Origin of the sequence: Mesorhizobium sp. M1399 (assembly GCF_040317735.1) — a bacterium.
In the GTDB taxonomy this organism is placed as follows: Bacteria; Pseudomonadota; Alphaproteobacteria; order Rhizobiales; family Rhizobiaceae; genus Mesorhizobium.
Genome location: NZ_JAMYKZ010000026.1, coordinates 32,885 through 48,609, shown reverse-complemented (window position 1 = coordinate 48,609; position 15,725 = coordinate 32,885). Strand labels below are relative to the sequence as shown.

General features: G+C 60.9%; 10 protein-coding genes and 3 pseudogenes. 7 read left to right on the top strand and 6 right to left on the bottom strand.

Going from position 1 to position 15,725, the window contains the following annotated elements:
- Positions 1–50: 50 nt before the first annotated feature.
- The 4 genes and pseudogenes from NKH05_RS29845 to NKH05_RS29830 all read right to left on the bottom strand — a co-directional run.
- Entirely contained in the window at positions 51–1,322 is a 1,272-nt protein-coding gene (locus tag NKH05_RS29845; protein WP_353026747.1) for a hypothetical protein, read from the bottom strand.
- Positions 1,323–1,778: a response regulator transcription factor gene (locus NKH05_RS29840; protein WP_353026746.1), complete on the bottom strand. Its 456-nt coding sequence runs from the start codon at positions 1,776–1,778 to the stop codon at positions 1,323–1,325.
- Positions 1,779–1,787: 9 nt separating this feature from the next.
- Positions 1,788–4,895 (bottom strand): hypothetical protein, encoded by a 3,108-nt coding sequence (locus NKH05_RS29835; protein ID WP_353026745.1) that lies wholly within the window; start codon positions 4,893–4,895, stop codon positions 1,788–1,790.
- Positions 4,896–5,502: 607 nt separating this feature from the next.
- Positions 5,503–6,507 (bottom strand): annotated as a pseudogene (locus NKH05_RS29830) (IS91 family transposase); the annotation flags it as partial.
- Positions 6,508–6,674: 167 nt separating this feature from the next.
- Between NKH05_RS29830 and NKH05_RS29825 the strand changes: the two are divergent.
- From NKH05_RS29825 to NKH05_RS29815, 3 genes are read left to right on the top strand one after another with little or no spacing between them, the layout of a single operon-like run.
- On the top strand, positions 6,675–7,907 hold the full coding sequence (locus tag NKH05_RS29825) for a tyrosine-type recombinase/integrase (RefSeq protein ID WP_352706841.1): 1,233 nt from the start codon (positions 6,675–6,677) through the stop codon (positions 7,905–7,907).
- Positions 7,907–8,812: a tyrosine-type recombinase/integrase gene (locus NKH05_RS29820; protein ID WP_352706844.1), complete on the top strand. Its 906-nt coding sequence runs from the start codon at positions 7,907–7,909 to the stop codon at positions 8,810–8,812. Before NKH05_RS29825 ends, NKH05_RS29820 begins: the two co-directional genes overlap by 1 nt.
- Positions 8,809–9,798, top strand: coding sequence for a tyrosine-type recombinase/integrase (locus tag NKH05_RS29815; RefSeq protein ID WP_352819823.1), 990 nt, complete (start codon positions 8,809–8,811; stop codon positions 9,796–9,798). Before NKH05_RS29820 ends, NKH05_RS29815 begins: the two co-directional genes overlap by 4 nt.
- 81 nt (positions 9,799–9,879) lie before the next feature.
- Here NKH05_RS29815 and NKH05_RS29810 read toward each other — a convergent pair.
- Both NKH05_RS29810 and NKH05_RS29805 read right to left on the bottom strand, forming a co-directional pair.
- Positions 9,880–10,074: pseudogene (locus NKH05_RS29810) on the bottom strand (transposase zinc-binding domain-containing protein); the annotation flags it as partial.
- A 2-nt stretch (positions 10,075–10,076) separates the two neighbouring features.
- Entirely contained in the window at positions 10,077–10,985 is a 909-nt protein-coding gene (locus NKH05_RS29805) for a tyrosine-type recombinase/integrase (protein ID WP_353026744.1), read from the bottom strand.
- A gap of 653 nt (positions 10,986–11,638) precedes the next feature.
- On the opposite strand from NKH05_RS29805, the gene istA reads away from it, so the two are divergent.
- The 4 genes and pseudogenes from istA to NKH05_RS29785 all read left to right on the top strand — a co-directional run bounded on the left by istA (position 11,639) and on the right by NKH05_RS29785 (position 15,653).
- Complete coding sequence (istA, locus tag NKH05_RS29800) at positions 11,639–12,928, top strand: IS21 family transposase (RefSeq protein ID WP_352618700.1); 1,290 nt, start codon at positions 11,639–11,641, stop codon at positions 12,926–12,928.
- Positions 12,928–13,720, top strand: a pseudogene (gene istB, locus NKH05_RS29795) (IS21-like element helper ATPase IstB). Before istA ends, istB begins: the two are co-directional and overlap by 1 nt.
- A 79-nt stretch (positions 13,721–13,799) precedes the next feature.
- Positions 13,800–15,182, top strand: coding sequence for a group II intron reverse transcriptase/maturase (gene ltrA / locus NKH05_RS29790; protein ID WP_502913288.1), 1,383 nt, complete (start codon positions 13,800–13,802; stop codon positions 15,180–15,182).
- A gap of 198 nt (positions 15,183–15,380) precedes the next feature.
- A complete protein-coding gene (locus tag NKH05_RS29785) occupies positions 15,381–15,653 on the top strand; it encodes a hypothetical protein (RefSeq protein ID WP_353026740.1) in 273 nt (90 codons plus the stop codon).
- Positions 15,654–15,725: the final 72 nt, after the last annotated feature.

Genomic DNA, 15,725 nt, shown 5'->3' with positions numbered 1-15,725 from the left:
AAGGTCTGCTTAGGCAGATCCTGCCGTGCGGCGTGAGCACAGACCCGCAATCAGTGAGTCGACCGGGGTTGTGTATCGGCGCCACCATTGAAAAGTCGGGCGACTGCCTTCAAGATCAACTTGGCGCTGAAGTAAGAACCGAAACGTTGGATTTTGCTATCCTTCGTCCCGTCTGCGAAGTCCACAACGGACTTGATGATCAGCCAATGCGGCTGAGGTTCAAGCGCCTCGTGGGATGCCCAGGCCACCGCGAAAGCTTCCATATCGATCCCCAGAATCTTGCGCTGTTGGCTCGCCACGCCGGTGAAGAATTCCTTATGGTTCTGAACGGCCGCGCCCGAGGCCATCGGGCCGATATGGAAACTCGGCATTTCGGACGGACGGTAGCCTGGGCTTTCCCGGTAAATCTCCTCAATCAATTCCACGTCCGACGCCAACTCGGTCAGTATGGCCACCACCTTAGCTGAGGCGGCTGCTTGGAAAGGCGCGGCCTCGAACACAACTTCGCCGCCCATCTCGGTGAACTTCCCGCTCCCGTAGTCCCAAGTGAGGTTTGCGCCGATCGCGTCACCAAGATCGCAGTCTCCCCGTCTGCCGGCGCAAATGCCCGGCATCGCAACTACCAAAGGCCTGAACAGGGCGAGCGCCTTGGCTACGCTGACACCGGCCGATACCAGTCCCATCTGTGGTAGGCACAATGCCATAGCCGAGATTCGGGCATTTCCGAGCGACAATTCCGATCGCCGATAGAGGTGCGGATCGCCACTATAGGTGACGACTTCCCAAGTCGAGTTGGCTGCCCTGAAAAACTCGGATAGCTCGGGGTCCTGCAGGGCGCAGACGATCAACAAGTCGCAACGCGGCAGCTTCACCTCGGTCGAGCCGGCCGCATCCGCCGCAGTGAATTCTTCGCGGGCGCGAAGATATCTCACCTTCTCCATCAGCTTAAGTTTCCACCCGGTCTTGGTCGGGCTCACCTCCTCCAGGTGCCAGGAGTGATCGGCGAACACCCCCCTAGAATGTTCCATCGCGTCTGCATTGGCGGTGAGGCCGAAAATGTACTCGGGCGGCGCGACATCGGCTCCGCGATGGATACGCTTGAGCAACTCCTCTCCGCCAGTGAGATTCGGCGCCTCGCCTATCCTGTGCGGAAGAAACATGTCGATGATCAAAAGATCGAAGTACGTGTTCCTGAGTTCCTTTAGCGCTGCGGCAGCGGTAGTGACTACGACGATATTGTCTCGCCCCACGCCCGACTCCTCGAGCACACCTGCAATCTCCACGACTTTGCCGTTCTCGTCGTCGACAATAAGTACTCGCATCTATGCTTCTAAACCTGCTCTTGTTTCCTTGATAGCGACTTTCCAGTCTACCTGGGACGGGTTGTAGTGCACTGCCCGCATATAGATCCTCGGATATCTAGTTCTAAGTTCTTCATCCAAGCTGCTGAGGGTAATAAGCCGAGGCGCCATGCCGAAAGTCTCGAACATCGAGACGATGATTATTCTGGTCTGGAACCCCATGCGATTTATGCGCATGACGAATTCCTTGCCGGCGAACGGAAGTAGTTCGGTAGGCGCCCCCTTGCTGTCCTCGGCCGAATAGTTCGGCAAGGTCATATCGAGGACGATCAGATCCGGTGCGAACTCTCGAGCCAGGCGCAAGCCAGAAATCAGCGCTGTGGCCTGAAGCGTCGTGTCTTGGCCGAACTCGGCCTCGTAAAAGGCTACGAGCTGCTCTCGCTTCCTAGGGTTGTCCTCGACAAACAAGGTTCGCACGGGATTGCCCTAAATGTTCACAAGGCTGAATATCATGCTGACGCGGAACCGCGACTTTTCCCGGTCCACGCTTACGATCGTGTTCGGCTTACCGTCTCTTACGGTCGACCGGGCGACCTTCGCCAACCCGGAGCCGCCCTCTTTCGGGAGCTTCTTCTCATATTCCCCCGTTCGAATCTTCTCGTTGTTGTCCGCAGCCGCGCGTTCGGCCTTGTCGAGATCCGTGCACTCGCTGGTGAAATCGACGCCCAGAGCGTCGTCGCTTATTACGGTCACGTGCACATCTATCACGGGCGACAGTGATCCGGAATGTTCATAAACATTGGTGAACAGCGCCTTGAAGACCTCGATCAGGATGTGAAGAGAGTATGTGAGCGAAATGCCCGTGTCTCCCGAGAAGTAGATCTTCGGCTCGAAACCGGAATAGAGGCGCTTGGCAATCTTCTGTGCCGCCAGAATTATATCAACCAAACGCAAGGGCTCAACATCGGTTGACCGAGCGACGTTGTGCCAGGAAGCTATGTCCCCTATCGCGTTGCCCAAATCCTGTCTAGCGCGCATGACCGCGTCAGAGAACGGCGACAACCTCTGCTGACCGGTGGCGTTGCTGATGTCCTCCTCGAGCTTGTCTAGCAGCTCGCCAAGCTCTTTCGCCAGGGTGGAATAGACGTAGTTGCGAGCATTTGCCAGATTATTCTCCACGTTGGCCCAGAAGACCGTCGTGAACTCGGACAGAAATGCCGGAAAATCTGAGACTTCGGCGAATCGGGAACATAATGACAGAACCGAAGCTTCGCTCCAGTCGGCGACAACCAAGCCGCTCGGCTTGTCGGGTCGGCGCACTTGAAGTAACTCTTCCTTGATCAGCTCGAGCTTCGAGTCGAAAGCCTCGGAGAAATTCGCTAGGATAGGACCGATCGAATTGGCGAGGTCCTCGTATCCGCTGTCGAGGTAGTAGGCCTTCCAGAAGCAGTTCTCCGAATAGTCGTTCAGGCCCTTTGCGGTAAGGATGTTCTCGGTGCTGAGCGGGCTGCGCAAGTGTGCGGCGACAGCACCGTGGCGCATGCCGAGACTGAGGTAGGAATCGACGCCGTACCTGGGGTCCAGTGCAAATCTCTGAACTAATTCGGTCAGGATGGTCCGTGCAATGTCCAGGGATTCGTTGTTCGGAACCTTGAAAGTGAACATTTCGGAGCTTCCAGAAGTGAGGTGTGCCAGGAACTCGACGTCCGCGTTGCGCTCCACGGGTAGGAGACCGGCGTCGATGAAGTCTCTGAGCCGATTGAACTTCGGAGCCAGATCAGTGATAGCCCACTTCGACAACGCATCTTCGTCGCACTGGACTTTTCCGATGTGGAAACGCTGCAGTAACTCGTCAATTGTCTGCTGTCCGATGATTTCGTGGATTTCGGCACGATAGAATTCTTCGTTCGGCGGGTCTGCGTCCACCAACATAAAGAGGATCAGTATCCGTTGCTCCTCCATCTCTTCCTTGGACAGGAACTCGAGGGACTGCCGGAGCGAGGTCGTGGAGCAAGCCTCGAAGAAGAAATCGATCAGGACAGGACTATCCGCAGGTAGCTCGCTGGGCTTAAGTACCGAGCAGGTGGACAGGTACTGCTCGACGGCGATGTAAACTAAATTCTCCCCCTCCTCGCCAAATTGGGAAGCCGTGCGTGCTAGGGCGACCGCCACTCTTGGATCGCTTCCGATACTTGCGACATCATCTTCGGTCAGCTGCTGGAGCAGCGCAGCTGATGGGAAATAAGCTACTCCAAGGCGGTCTTGGCTCGTGAAGTCATATAGCAGAATGAGCACGTCCTGTATTCTTGCTTCTTCCAATCCGCAAAGGCAGGCGATCCGAAAGAGTTCGCGTTTCTCGAACACGGACGCTACGGACCGAAGCGCTCCCCTCATAGCTTCGAAAGTCAGCTCTACCGCCGGAGCGGCCTCGGCTGACTGTCGTTCACCCGATCCGAAGTGCCTGGAGGCAAGGGTCCGTCTGAAAATCGCCGATCGGACATCGGCCACCGAACGCGCCGTTTTCACCGCATACAGCGACGACGCCTGATATCCCCTCGGACCCTGGGGCTGAAACATGAACTCGTTAGCCAGCGCGGTCTCAAAGATACGGTCCGCAGGAGTTTGCTCGGCATCCGCAATTCCCAAGGTCTCGAGAAATCGGGAGGTTGAGCCGTCCATCAGCGGCAGGCCGAGACGATCCAGATCGATGTCGTTCCTGATGGAGAGGAGAGGATTGGCGCGCCAGTCGCCCACTTCAGACATGAACCCGATAACTTCGTCGATGTAAGGCAATTCGGCGGCGCCGCCCAAGGCTGCGGGGTCCGACGTGATTACATTGACGAGCGCCTCGTACTGATCCATGGCCGGAAAGTACGAGAACATGCCGCCAAGCTTTTCATAGAGGGTATGGTGAAGAAGCGGATGGAAAGTCACCACGTACAAGAATAGCGAGACGCCTTCTTCAGACAGGCTGTTGAATAGAAACCTATTGAGAATGTCCAAGACATCGTCGGGATGGCGGTCTCCCTCACAAGCGATGGCTTTGCAGTAATAAATGAGATTGGAAATGGACGACGTCGAAACATAGGCGTTGCTATTTAGCCATCTCCGCTGCGCGTCCAGCCCCGAGACTCGCGAAGTAGCGAACAGTATCTGTGTGATTGCAGAAAAACTCCACATGTCCTCCTCGATCTCACGCAATGCCGCGTGCAAGGAAGGGCCATAGTCTGGTACCTGCGAGTTCTCGATCCTCACGTTGCCGTTGTGACGTCTTATCTCCGTTGCATGCATGTTCACGGTGGCAAGCGTCCACCTGACCAAGTCCTTAAGGGTACCGTCGGCGGTGTTGATATAATTGGGAAGTTGGAATGACCGCTTAGGACGCAAGGAAACGAGAGGCCGTTGATGGCGGTAGCGAGGGACGTACCATCGGAAAAAGTCTATAAGTTCCGGGAGCGTGGACTTTTTCCAGACCGCATTGACGATCTGTACAGATCCCCCGTTCGCCCTGACCAAAGCCTTGCCATCCGTAAGGGGAGCGGTTTTGCGGCGCGCAGGTACACGCCTGTTATTCTTGCTCTGCTTGCGCTTCATTAACGTCCAACGCCTCTAGATTTCTGCCCGAAAGTAGCGACCTAACCGATTCATTCACACATAGCCATTGGGCAGACTCGCGACGGAAGAACAAAGGGCCGATGTCGCACAAGCTCTTTGCGTTCTTCACGACGAAGCCGAACTAATAGGGGGAAAATCCATGAAAGGTGATGCCTGTCATCTTGCGAACGGAAGAGGAGTGAGATGTCTGGCTCCAAGCACCATGTCGGAAGCCTGGGTCCGTCAGCGGCTTATGAGCTGACCGTCTGCTACCCCTTTGTGAACGACGGAACCCGACCGTCTGCTTTCGTGATGAGTTTCGGGCGCCGGCAGGCGTACGAAAGTCCCCGAGGAAGGAACCCGCGGGCCACAGTCGATGGCTATGGGGATTTCGATTTGCGGCTGATGTCGGCGATTGCACGACCGAGGCTGGGAAGCGCTGGGATGAATGCGGACAGGCCGCCTCGTTGCGCCTCCGCGCGGTATTGCCGGCACGATGAACGGCTTGACGCTGCCCTTTCGGTCTCGGTGATCACCATGGACATGGGTGGGTCCGTTGCCGGAGGCTGAGTACCTACGGCTGAACGCTGGATCATGCCATGCCGGGTCATGGAGCGGTCTCCCGGTTCGTCGCGGTTGCGTCCGGCGGTCCGCGTGGCTGGCTCCAGCGTTCGAACGTCTCGATGACGATCATGCGGCCGCCGCAGCAGGGGCACGACGGGCGGAAGTCGTCCGGTTCGTCCGAGGTGTCGTCATTGGACGGCGCGGCGACGCTCAGCAGTTCACGGGCGCGCGCAAGGCTGGCCTTGCGAGCAGAGCCGGCGAGCAGGCCGTAGTGCCGGATGCGGTGGAAGCCGCGTGGCAACACGTGGAGCAGGAAGCGGCGGATGAACTCGTCGGTCGCCAGTGTCATGACCTGCTGGCGATCGGCGCCGTCGCGGCGATAGTCCTTGTAACGGAAGGTGACGCCGCTCTTGTCGAAGGCGATCAGCCGGCTGTTCGAAATCGCGACCCGATGCGTGTAGCGCGACAGGTAGGCGAGCACCGCTTCCGGCCCGGCGAACGGCGCCTTGGCATAGACCACCCAGCGCTTCTTCCGGACCGGCGACAGGTGGCGCAGGAATGCCTGCCGCTCGGTGAGATGAGCAATTGCGCCGAAGAAGGCTAGCTGGCCGGCGTCGTGCCACGCGACCAGCCGGGAAAGGAACAGGTGGCGGAACAGCTTGCCGAGCACGCGTACCGGCAGCAGGAAGGCCGGGCGCGACGAGACCCAGCGGCTTCCGTCCAGAGCGATGCCGCCGCCGGGCACAATCATGTGGACATGCGGATGGTGGGTCATTGCCGAGCCCCATGTGTGGAGCACGGCAGTGATGCCGATGTGCGCGCCGAGGTGCTTCGGATCGGCGGCGATGGTCAGCATCGTCTCCGATGCCGCCTTGAACAGCAGGTCATAGACCAGCGCCTTGTTGTGGAACGCGATCTCGGCGACTTCGGCCGGCAGCGTGAATACGACATGGAAGTAGCCGACCGGCAGCAGGTCGGCTTCGCGCTCGGCGAGCCATGTACGCGCGGCCGCGCCCTGGCACCTGGGACAGTGCCGGTTACGGCAGCTAATGGGCATCGCCCATTAGCTGCCTTATGGGCAGATCCAGTAATGGGGAGTCGGCGTGGCGTCGCTGACATTTTCTGTGAATCTCGGCGCTTCTTGTCTCCATAACTGGGTGTGCTCGCGGCCCCATCGACTTGGCCACTGATGGCCGGTCACAAACGGGGACGAACATGTTGGAGACCTACTTCTCGGCATCGAAGATTCTGGGGCATCTGCGGAGCGGGCCAAGCGGGCCATACCTCGACGGCTTCGCAGCATCACTCGAACGGCAAGGCTACAGCCCAGACACGGCCGTGCGCTATTTGCGGGCGGCAGCCCATGCCGGCCACATCATGATCGAGCGCGGCGTGAGCCTGGGAGACATCGATCTGGCGGCCTTCAGCGAGCACCTGCGCAGCTGCAGGTGTCCGCGCGTCAGAGGCGGCCGGCGGAACCACCACACCATCTACGGTGCCCGGCTCTTTCGACGGCACCTTATCGAGGTCGGCGTCTGCCGATCCGCGGCCGTGGTAACGGCGCCCGCCGAGCCCAAGTTGGTCACCGACTTCAAGGCCTGGCTGCGCAAGCATCGCGGGGCATCCGATGCCACCATCAGGCTCTACGCTCGCGACGCTGCCGGCATAGTGATAGCGCTCGGATCCGCCCCGACTGGCTGGAGTCCGGCCGATGTTCGCGGCTACTTCATGGAACACGCGAGCAAGTGCGGCAGCGGCACGATCGAGAAGATGACGACGAGCCTACGGGCATTCCTGCGATACCTTGCAGTCGAAGGCTGCTGTCAGGCGGGTCTCGACAACGCCGTTCCAGCTTACGCCCATTGGCAGCTTGCCGACATGCCGCGATATTTGTCGGCCGAGCAGGTCAATCAGTTGATCGCCGCCTGTGATGGTGACACCAGTGCGCGTCGACGTGATCTCGCGATCTTGCTGTTGTTGGCCCGCCTCGGACTGCGGGCCGGCGACGTGGCGCAACTCCGTCTCACCGACATCGAGTGGCAGGCGGGCTCGCTCCGGGTCACAGGCAAGGCGCGCTACGAGGTCCGCCTGCCGCTCCCGCAAGACGTCGGGGATGCGATCGCCGCCTATCTCGAATGCCGTCCGTCCGCCTGTCGTAGCGATCGCGTGTTCCTGCGCACGATCGCGCCTTGCCGACCGTTCCGGAACGGCGATGGAATCTCGTCGGTGATGAAGCGCGTCATGAAGCGCGCCGGCATCGTGACGTCGGTAAAGGGGGCGCACGTCCTGCGGCACACCGCGGCGACCGAGATGCTGCGCTGCGGCGTTCCGCTCGAGAAGATCGGTCTGGTCCTCCGCCACCGAGGCATCGACACGACGGCCTACTACGCCAAGGCCGATGTCGCGCTCTTGAAGCAGGTCGCTCAGCCCTGGCCGGAGGCGCTGTGATGCTGGACGCGATCGAGACCTATCTCGCCCTGCGCCGCGCCACGGGCTTCGCGATGTCGAATGCGGAGTACCTGCTGAAGAGCTTTGCCGCCTTCGCGGCCGAGCGCGCGCAAACGCACGTTGAGACGCAAGCGGCGATCGAATGGGCCGCGCTCGGGCCATCCGTGGCGCAACGCGATGCACGACTCAGAGCCATCTGCCGCTTCGTGCGCCACACCCAAGTCGAGGACGCCGGGCATGAGCTGCCGCCCGCCAATCACTTCGGTGCTCGCAAGAGGCGCCGCACACCGCACATCTACTCGGCAGACGAGATCAATCGCCTGATCGAGGCTGCGCTGCGGCTTCGGCCCAAGGGCAGCTTGCGCCCGCTCACCTTTGCAGCCTTGATCGCGCTGCTCTCGGCCACCGGGTTGCGGATCTCAGAAGCTCTGAGGCTCACGGTTGCCGACGTGACCGGCGACGGCCTGCTGATCCGCGAGACCAAGTTCCGCAAGACGCGCCTGGTGCCACTGCACGACACGGCAGCAGCAGGCCTGGAACGCTATCTGGCGCATCGACGGCCGCGCTCGCACGATGATCCGGTGTTCATCGACAAGCGTGGTCGGGCACTCCGCTACATCGCGGTTAAAGAGCTCTTCGACAGGCTGGTGGGCATAGCTGGCATCCGATCGAGGACGACGCGCCGTCCTCGGCTGCACGATCTGCGGCATACGTTCGCCGTGCGTGCGCTGCAGGGCAGCCCGGCCGGCCGAAGCCGATGCGGGGCGCATATGGCGGCGCTGGCCACCTACATGGGCCACGTCAACATCTATGCGACCTACTGGTATCTCGAAGCTACCGCTGAGCTCATGCGCGACGTCGCTGCGGCCGGCGAAGAGTTCCTGTCGGAGGGACGGCAGTCATGACGCCGATCGCTCCTCTCATTGAAGCGTTCCTGCGCGAGACGCTCTCCCGCCAGCGAGGCGTCAGTCGGCACACGCAGGACTCCTACGCCCTGAGCTTCCAGTTGCTGTTCGTGTTCGCCGCCGAAAAGCTCAAGGTCAAACCCTCCCTGCTAACGTTGGAGCAGATCGACGCTGGCTTGGTGAGCGCCTTCCTCGAGCATCTCGAGGACAACCGAAAGAACGCGGCTGTGACGCGCAACGTGCGACTGGCGGCGATCAAGTCGTTCTTCCGCTTCCTCGAGTACCGGCAACCGGCAGCACTGGATCAGATCCGCCGCGTCCTGGCGATCCCGTTCAAGAAGACGGATGCGCGCTTGGTTCCCTATCTACTGCGGGAGGAGTTACAAGCCGTGCTCGACGCGCCCGATCCCACGACGTGGGAGGGCATCCGCGACCGCGCCATGCTGCACCTGGCTGTCTGTGCGGGGCTGCGCGTATCCGAGCTGACCGGCCTGAAGATCGAGGACATCGACTTGCCGTCGATGAGCATCCGCGTTCTCGGCAAGGGGCGGAGGGAACGAACACTGCCGTTATGGAAGAGCACAGCCACAGCACTGCGCGCATGGCTTGCCATTCGCGGCCAGCCCGCCGTGCCCGAGGTGTTCGTCAACGCCCGGGGAGAGCCGCTGAGCCGATGGGGCTTCGCTTATCTGCTTAAGCAGCACGCCGCGACCGCGGCTCGCAAGCAGCCCGGTCTCGCCAAGAAGCGCGTTTCGCCTCACGTCCTCAGGCACACCTGCGCAATGATCGTTCTGCAGGCGACGCATGACATCCGGAAAGTGTCGCTATGGCTGGGCCATGCCACGCTGACGACGACCGAGGTCTACACGCGTGGCGACCCGACTGAAAAGCTCGATGCGATGGAGGCGATCATTCCGCCGCATCTGCGACGGGGAGCCTTCCAGCCGTCCGACAGGCTGATAGCACTCCTCAAGCGCACCTCGTAATGGTGAGCCGGGCTGGCGGCGACTGTCGCAAGAGCGTGATCAAGTCGTCGCCGACTCCCCATTACTGGATCTGCCCATAAGGCAGGAATTGTAGGCGATGCGCCACTCGCCGCAGTCCTCCCAGGCTTCGACATGCCCGCCAAGGGCCGCAGTGCGGCAGTGCTCGATCGCCGACATGACCTTGAGCTGCTGCAGTGTCAGATGCCCTGCATGGGCGGCCCGGTAGGCCGGCCCGGCGGTGCGGAAGATGTCGGCAACCTCGATCGAGGCGCGCACGCTCAGCCGTCGGGTAATATCTCTTCCGGCTTGAACAGGCCAAGCTTGTCGAGCGGGCTCGTCACCGTGCGCACCGTGCGGGTTGCAACCTTGGTGTAGAAGGCGGTGCTTTTTAGCTTGGCGTGCCCGAGCAGGACCTGGATGATCCGGATGTCGGTGCCGTCCTCCAGCAGATGGGTGGCGAAGCTGTGACGCAGCGTGTGCGGCCCGACCCGCTTGGCGATGTCGGCCGCCTGGGCCGCCTCGACGACCACCCGATAGAGCTGCCGCGTGCTGATCGGCTTCATCGGATGCTGCCCCGGAAACAGCCAGCCCTCGCGGTGCATCACCCCCTGCTGGCGGCCGACCTTCCACCACTGGCGCAGCAACAAGAGCAGGTCTTGCGACAGCATGGCGTTGCGATATCGCCCGCCTTTGCCACGCTCGACGCGCAACAGCATGCGCTTGCTGTTGACGTCAGCGACCTTCAGCATCGACACTTCGGCGACGCGCAGCCCTGAGCCATAGGCGACCGACAGCGCGGCCTGATGCTTGAGGCAGGTGGTGGCGTTGAGCAGCCGGGCGACCTCGTCGCGGCTCAGTACCACCGGCAGCTTGCGCGGGTGCGCCAGACGAACCAGCTTGCGCGCCAGATCGGGACGATCGACCGTATGCGTGAAGAAGAAGCGCAGCGCCGACACGATGCTGTTCATCGTCGGCACGGGAACACCGTCGTCCTGCTGCTCGATCTGGAACCGGCGCAGGTCGTCGGTGGTCGCTGTGTCCGGTGAACGCCCGAGGAACGTCGCCAGGCGTCCGATGTCGCGGAAATAGTTGCGCTGCGTCTCCCGTGAGAAACGCCGCATGTTCATGTCATCGATCAGCCGCTGACGAAGTGGACTGATAGGTGCATCAAGAACAGGATAGGGCATGGTCAGGCTCCTTGTTAAAGAAGCCTGATGCTCTGCCGCTGCCGAACCATCCTCAATGCGAGCGTGACGTCCGGTTCGTGATCTCTACCTCACCCCATGCGCCCATCCCGCGCAGCGGGTTCGTTGTGTGCCCAGCATGTTCAACCGCTTGGGGGTGAAAGTCCCCTAGCCAACCTGATGGAGGTGAAGGCTTAGCAAAGCGCAAGGGCATTACCGCGAGGTGGTGTCTGAAGGAAGCGTGGAGCAAAACCGCGACCTGACGAACAGAAACCGGATATGAGGCATCCCTGGCCGGACGAGCGGGCAACGTGTCGCGAAGTCCATATCCATCAAAGGGCAGGGCTGTAGATCCGGCAGGTGCGCGGGGAAGGCGATTGAGCTTACCTGGGGAGGCCTGCGTCATGTTCCGACTTCGGAACTGAGGGAACCGCAAGGTGACCTGACCGTGATGCAGGAGTCAGCAGAGGGCGTAGTAGGTGATGCTGTCGGCAAGGCTAGTGAGGCACTCCAAGGCCGAAAGGCGGAGCAAATGGATAGGCCGAGCCGGAAACGATGACCGAAGGCCCGAACGATTGGAAGCTGTCAGGCGAAGTGAGAAACTGACCCCCTAACGAAACGAAGAACTGACCCCTCATTTTTGAGAGGATCAGTGGATGCAAGAAGAATTTCCATCGAAGCTCGCCTTGTCGACAACAATGCGGGTTGAGGAGATGCGGTCGGGGGAAGAAGTTTCAGCGATGGTTCGGCTGCATGAGGTCGGCTGGGGTGCGAAGCGCATTGCGCAAGAGTTCGGTTGCGCGCGCAATACGGTTCGCCGCTATCTGCGTGAAGGTGGTGTCGTGGCGTATCGCCAGCCTGCTCGTCGAACTGCATTCGACGGTCTGGACGATTGGCTTAGAGAGCGTTTCTTTCGTCATGATGGAAACGCGGATGTCATTCGCCAGGAATTGGCGAGCGAACATGGTATCGTGATCGGGCTTCGCTCGGTGGAGCTGAGAGTGAAGCGCTGGCGGCGGGAATTGAAGGCGCAGAAGCGCGCGACGGTTCGCTTTGAGACGGCGCCAGGTCATCAGATGCAGATCGACTTTGGCGATACGCGCGTGTGGATCGGCGGCGAGCGGTTGCGCGTTCACCTGTTCGTGGGGACGCTGGGCTATTCGCGACGGGTGCATATCCGCCCCTCTTTACGGGAGCGCCAGGCGGACTGGTTTGATGGGATGGAAGGAGCCTTCCTGCGCTTCAGCGGGGTTCCAGCGGAGGTTCTGCTGGATAATGCGAAGGCTCTGGTCGAGCACCATGACGCGGTGACGCGCGAGGTGAGGTTCAATGCCCGACTGCATGCCTTTGCCCGCTACTGGGGCTTTACGCCACGAGCTTGCGCGCCATATCGGGCCCGCACGAAGGGCAAGGACGAGCGTGGGGTCGCCTACGTCAAGAAGAACGCGATCGCCGGCCGCCGTTTCGAGAGCTGGGCGGCGTTCGAGGCGCATCTGGATCGGTGGACGCGCGAGATTGCCGACCAGCGTGAGCATGGCACGACCGGCGTCGCGCCTGCGGAACGTTTTGCCGCTGAGGCCGGTGCGCTTCGGCCGCTTGCAGGCCGGGCGCCGTTCGGACAACTACGTGATCTGGTGCGCAAGGTTCAGGCGGACTGCGCGATCGACCTCGATACGAACAGCTACTCAGTGCCCTGGCGCCTGATCGGAGAGAGCGTTCAGGTAGTGGTTCTGGCCGGTCGCGTCATCATCCGTCATGCGGGCCGGGTGGTGGCTGATCATTCCCAATGCCAAGGCCGCCGACAACGGATCGTGGATCGGGCGCATTTTGTCGGCGTGGCTGGCGCCGAGGGACCAGTGCGCGCAGCAGCCCCTATAGAGATTGCTCCTTGCGCCTTGCTGCGGCCGCTGGCGGAATACGAGGCGGTTGTCGGGGGAGGCTGGTGATGACGACCGTGGATCACGACATGCTGGTCGCGACACTCGACCGGTTGAAGCTGACGGCAATCCGCGATCAACTCGACACGCTGCTGGATGAGGCCGCACGCTCGAAGATGACCTTGCGCGAGGCTTTGGCTTTCCTTGTGTCGCGCGAGATCGCGCGGCGTGACGAGCGGCGGATATTGATGTCGAGCAAACTGGCGCAGTTCCCGTTCATGCGCGAACTCGACGGCTTCGACTTCGACGCGCAGCCATCGCTGGATCAGGGACAGATCAGGGAGCTTGCGACCTGCCGCTGGATCGCCCACGGCGACACAGTCCTGTTCCTTGGCCCTCCGGGCACGGGCAAGACCCATCTTGCAGTGAGCCTTGGCCGCGAGGCAATCCGCCAGAATTACAACGTGCAGTTCGTCACGGCAGCCACGTTGGTTGGCCAAGGCCCACAGCGACGGCTCGCTCGACAAGCAGTTGACGATCCTGTCACGGCCGAAATTGCTGATCATCGACGAGCTCGGATATCTTCCCTTCGAGGCCAATGCCGCCCACCTCTTCTTCCAACTGGTGTCCCGCCGCTACGAGAAGGGATCGATCCTGATTACCTCCAACCGTTCGGTGGGTGAATGGGGGAGCGTTTTTGGAGATCCCGTGGTGGCCACGGCAATCTTGGATCGCCTGCTTCACCATTCAACTGTGATCACCATCAGGGGGGACAGCTACAGGCTGCGCGAAAAGCGACGGTCCGGCCTTCTGCAGAAGGTCGGCTCGGTGCCCGAAACAAACGAAACAGCAAACCAATGAAGGGGTCAGTTCTTCAGTTCGCCAAAGGGGTCAATTCCTGGATTCGTTTGACAGAAGCGGCAAGTAGGACTGGCAACTCATGAGTGGAAAGCGGCAGAAGACCCAGTATTCACTGGCCCTGGAACCGAGGGACCGGGGTGAAGCCCCTGTCAGCGGTTACCAAGGGGCCGAACCACTCATGGCGAAGTCGGCACCCGAAAGCCCGGCTTGGACGGAACAGCTAATGGAGACGGTATGTAGCCGAGAGAATCTGGAAACAGCGTGGAAACGCGTTCGAAGTAACAAGGGTAGCCCAGGCGTGGATGGGATGACCATCGACGACGCCAAGGGCTACCTGCGTGAGCACTGGCCAAGCATCCGGTCTCGATTGCTTGAGGGAACCTATCAGCCGCAGCCGGTCAAGCGGGTCGAAATCCCCAAGCCGGACGGCGGGGTCAGAAAACTCGGCGTGCCTTGCGTCGTCGACAGACTGATCCAGCAAGCCCTGCTGCAGGTCCTCCAAGAGCAGTGGGACCCGACGTTCTCGGAGCACAGCTACGGCTTCCGCCCGGGACGCTCTGCCCATCAGGCAGTAGCCCAAGCGCAATGCTACATTGCCGAGGGTTACAGCTACGTGGTTGACCTCGACCTCGAAAGATTTTTCGACCGGGTTAATCATGATAGCCTGATGGCGCGCGTCGCCGCCAGGGTGTCCGATAAGCGTGCGCTCAAACTCATCCGTGCATTCCTCAATGCGGGGGTGATGGAGGACGGCCTGGTCCGTCCGGTGGACGAGGGGACCCCGCAAGGCGGCCCGCTCTCGCCCCTCCTAAGCAACCTCCTGCTCGACGATCTCGACAAGGAACTGACCCGACGTGGCCACCGTTTTTGCCGCTACGCCGACGACTGCAACATCTATGTTCGCAGCCGCCGCGCCGGCGAACGGGTCATGGCTTCCGTCAGCCGGTTCCTGACCAAGAAGCTGCGGCTGAAGGTCAACGAGGAAAAGAGCGCGGTGGCGCGACCGGAGGAGCGGAAGTTCCTGGGGTTCAGCATCTCGAATGACGGGAGCGAGCGGCGCATCGCGCCGAAGGCCCTCGACAAATTCAAGACGCTGATCCTGGACATGACACGTCGGACACGGGGGATCAGTCTGCCGCAGTTGATCAAAGAGCTGAAGCCATACCTCATCGGATGGCGCGGTTACTTCGGCTTCTGCCAGACCCCACGGGTGCTTACGAACTTGGAAGCGTGGATCCGCCGAAGACTACGCATGTATCTCTGGCGGCAATGGGGGAACGGGCACAACCGCTTCAAGGAACTGCGCCATCGTGGCGTCCCAAAGTTCAGTTCTGCGGCTGCCGCCGGTTCGCCGACGGGATTCTGGCGCATGTCAGGACACCCGGCGGTCCAACAGGCCCTGCGCAACCACTACTTCGAGTCTCTCGGCCTCCCTCGACTCCATGTCTCTGCCCAAGCTTAATCCGATCGAACCGCCGTGGTACGGACCCGTATGCCCGGTGGTGTGGGAGGGGCGGCGTCGCGAGGCGTCCCCCTATCCCGATCATCGGCCCCGTTCCAGCCATTGCTAATGCTCGCCGGAACTGCGGAATGGGCAGGGCTATTAACAACGCACTCTGTATGTTCGTCTTTGTGCTTCGAAAGTCGCATAAATGGCAGTGTGGAACTCAACGGCGGCTCATTGGTTTTGCGGGTTCAGCTCGTGGAAAAGGTCCGTCGGCCTTTCGTGAATGCGGGTTTCCGCATCGCCTACCTCGATTTGGTCGATGACCGCCGGACAGGCGAGGCGGAGCCGTATCTCGCCCGAGAGCACATTCGCGCGCATTATTTCGACGAACGCGCCTATCTTTTCATCCGCAGTGACTGGCCCGCGCACCACCTGTTGCAACCGCTTCGTCCGATGGCGAAAAGTAGGTGTGTGGCTGCGCATTAACGAGTCTACGCCTAAGGTTTGCGGAGCCTCACGCCGGCGCGGCTGCCGTTCTCCGGGATGAACTCGACGCCG

What these genes read in the sequence shown, in the direction of transcription:
- istA (WP_352618700.1), top strand. Translation starts at nt 11,639, where the DNA reads ATGCAAGAAGAATTTCCATCGAAGCTCGCCTTGTCGACAACAATGCGG.
- NKH05_RS29845 (WP_353026747.1), bottom strand. Translation starts at nt 1,322, where the DNA reads ATGCGAGTACTTATTGTCGACGACGAGAACGGCAAAGTCGTGGAGATT.
- NKH05_RS29835 (WP_353026745.1), bottom strand. Translation starts at nt 4,895, where the DNA reads ATGAAGCGCAAGCAGAGCAAGAATAACAGGCGTGTACCTGCGCGCCGC.
- NKH05_RS29805 (WP_353026744.1), bottom strand. Translation starts at nt 10,985, where the DNA reads ATGCCCTATCCTGTTCTTGATGCACCTATCAGTCCACTTCGTCAGCGG.
- NKH05_RS29815 (WP_352819823.1), top strand. Translation starts at nt 8,809, where the DNA reads ATGACGCCGATCGCTCCTCTCATTGAAGCGTTCCTGCGCGAGACGCTC.
- NKH05_RS29825 (WP_352706841.1), top strand. Translation starts at nt 6,675, where the DNA reads ATGTTGGAGACCTACTTCTCGGCATCGAAGATTCTGGGGCATCTGCGG.
- NKH05_RS29820 (WP_352706844.1), top strand. Translation starts at nt 7,907, where the DNA reads ATGCTGGACGCGATCGAGACCTATCTCGCCCTGCGCCGCGCCACGGGC.
- ltrA (WP_502913288.1), top strand. Translation starts at nt 13,800, where the DNA reads ATGAGTGGAAAGCGGCAGAAGACCCAGTATTCACTGGCCCTGGAACCG.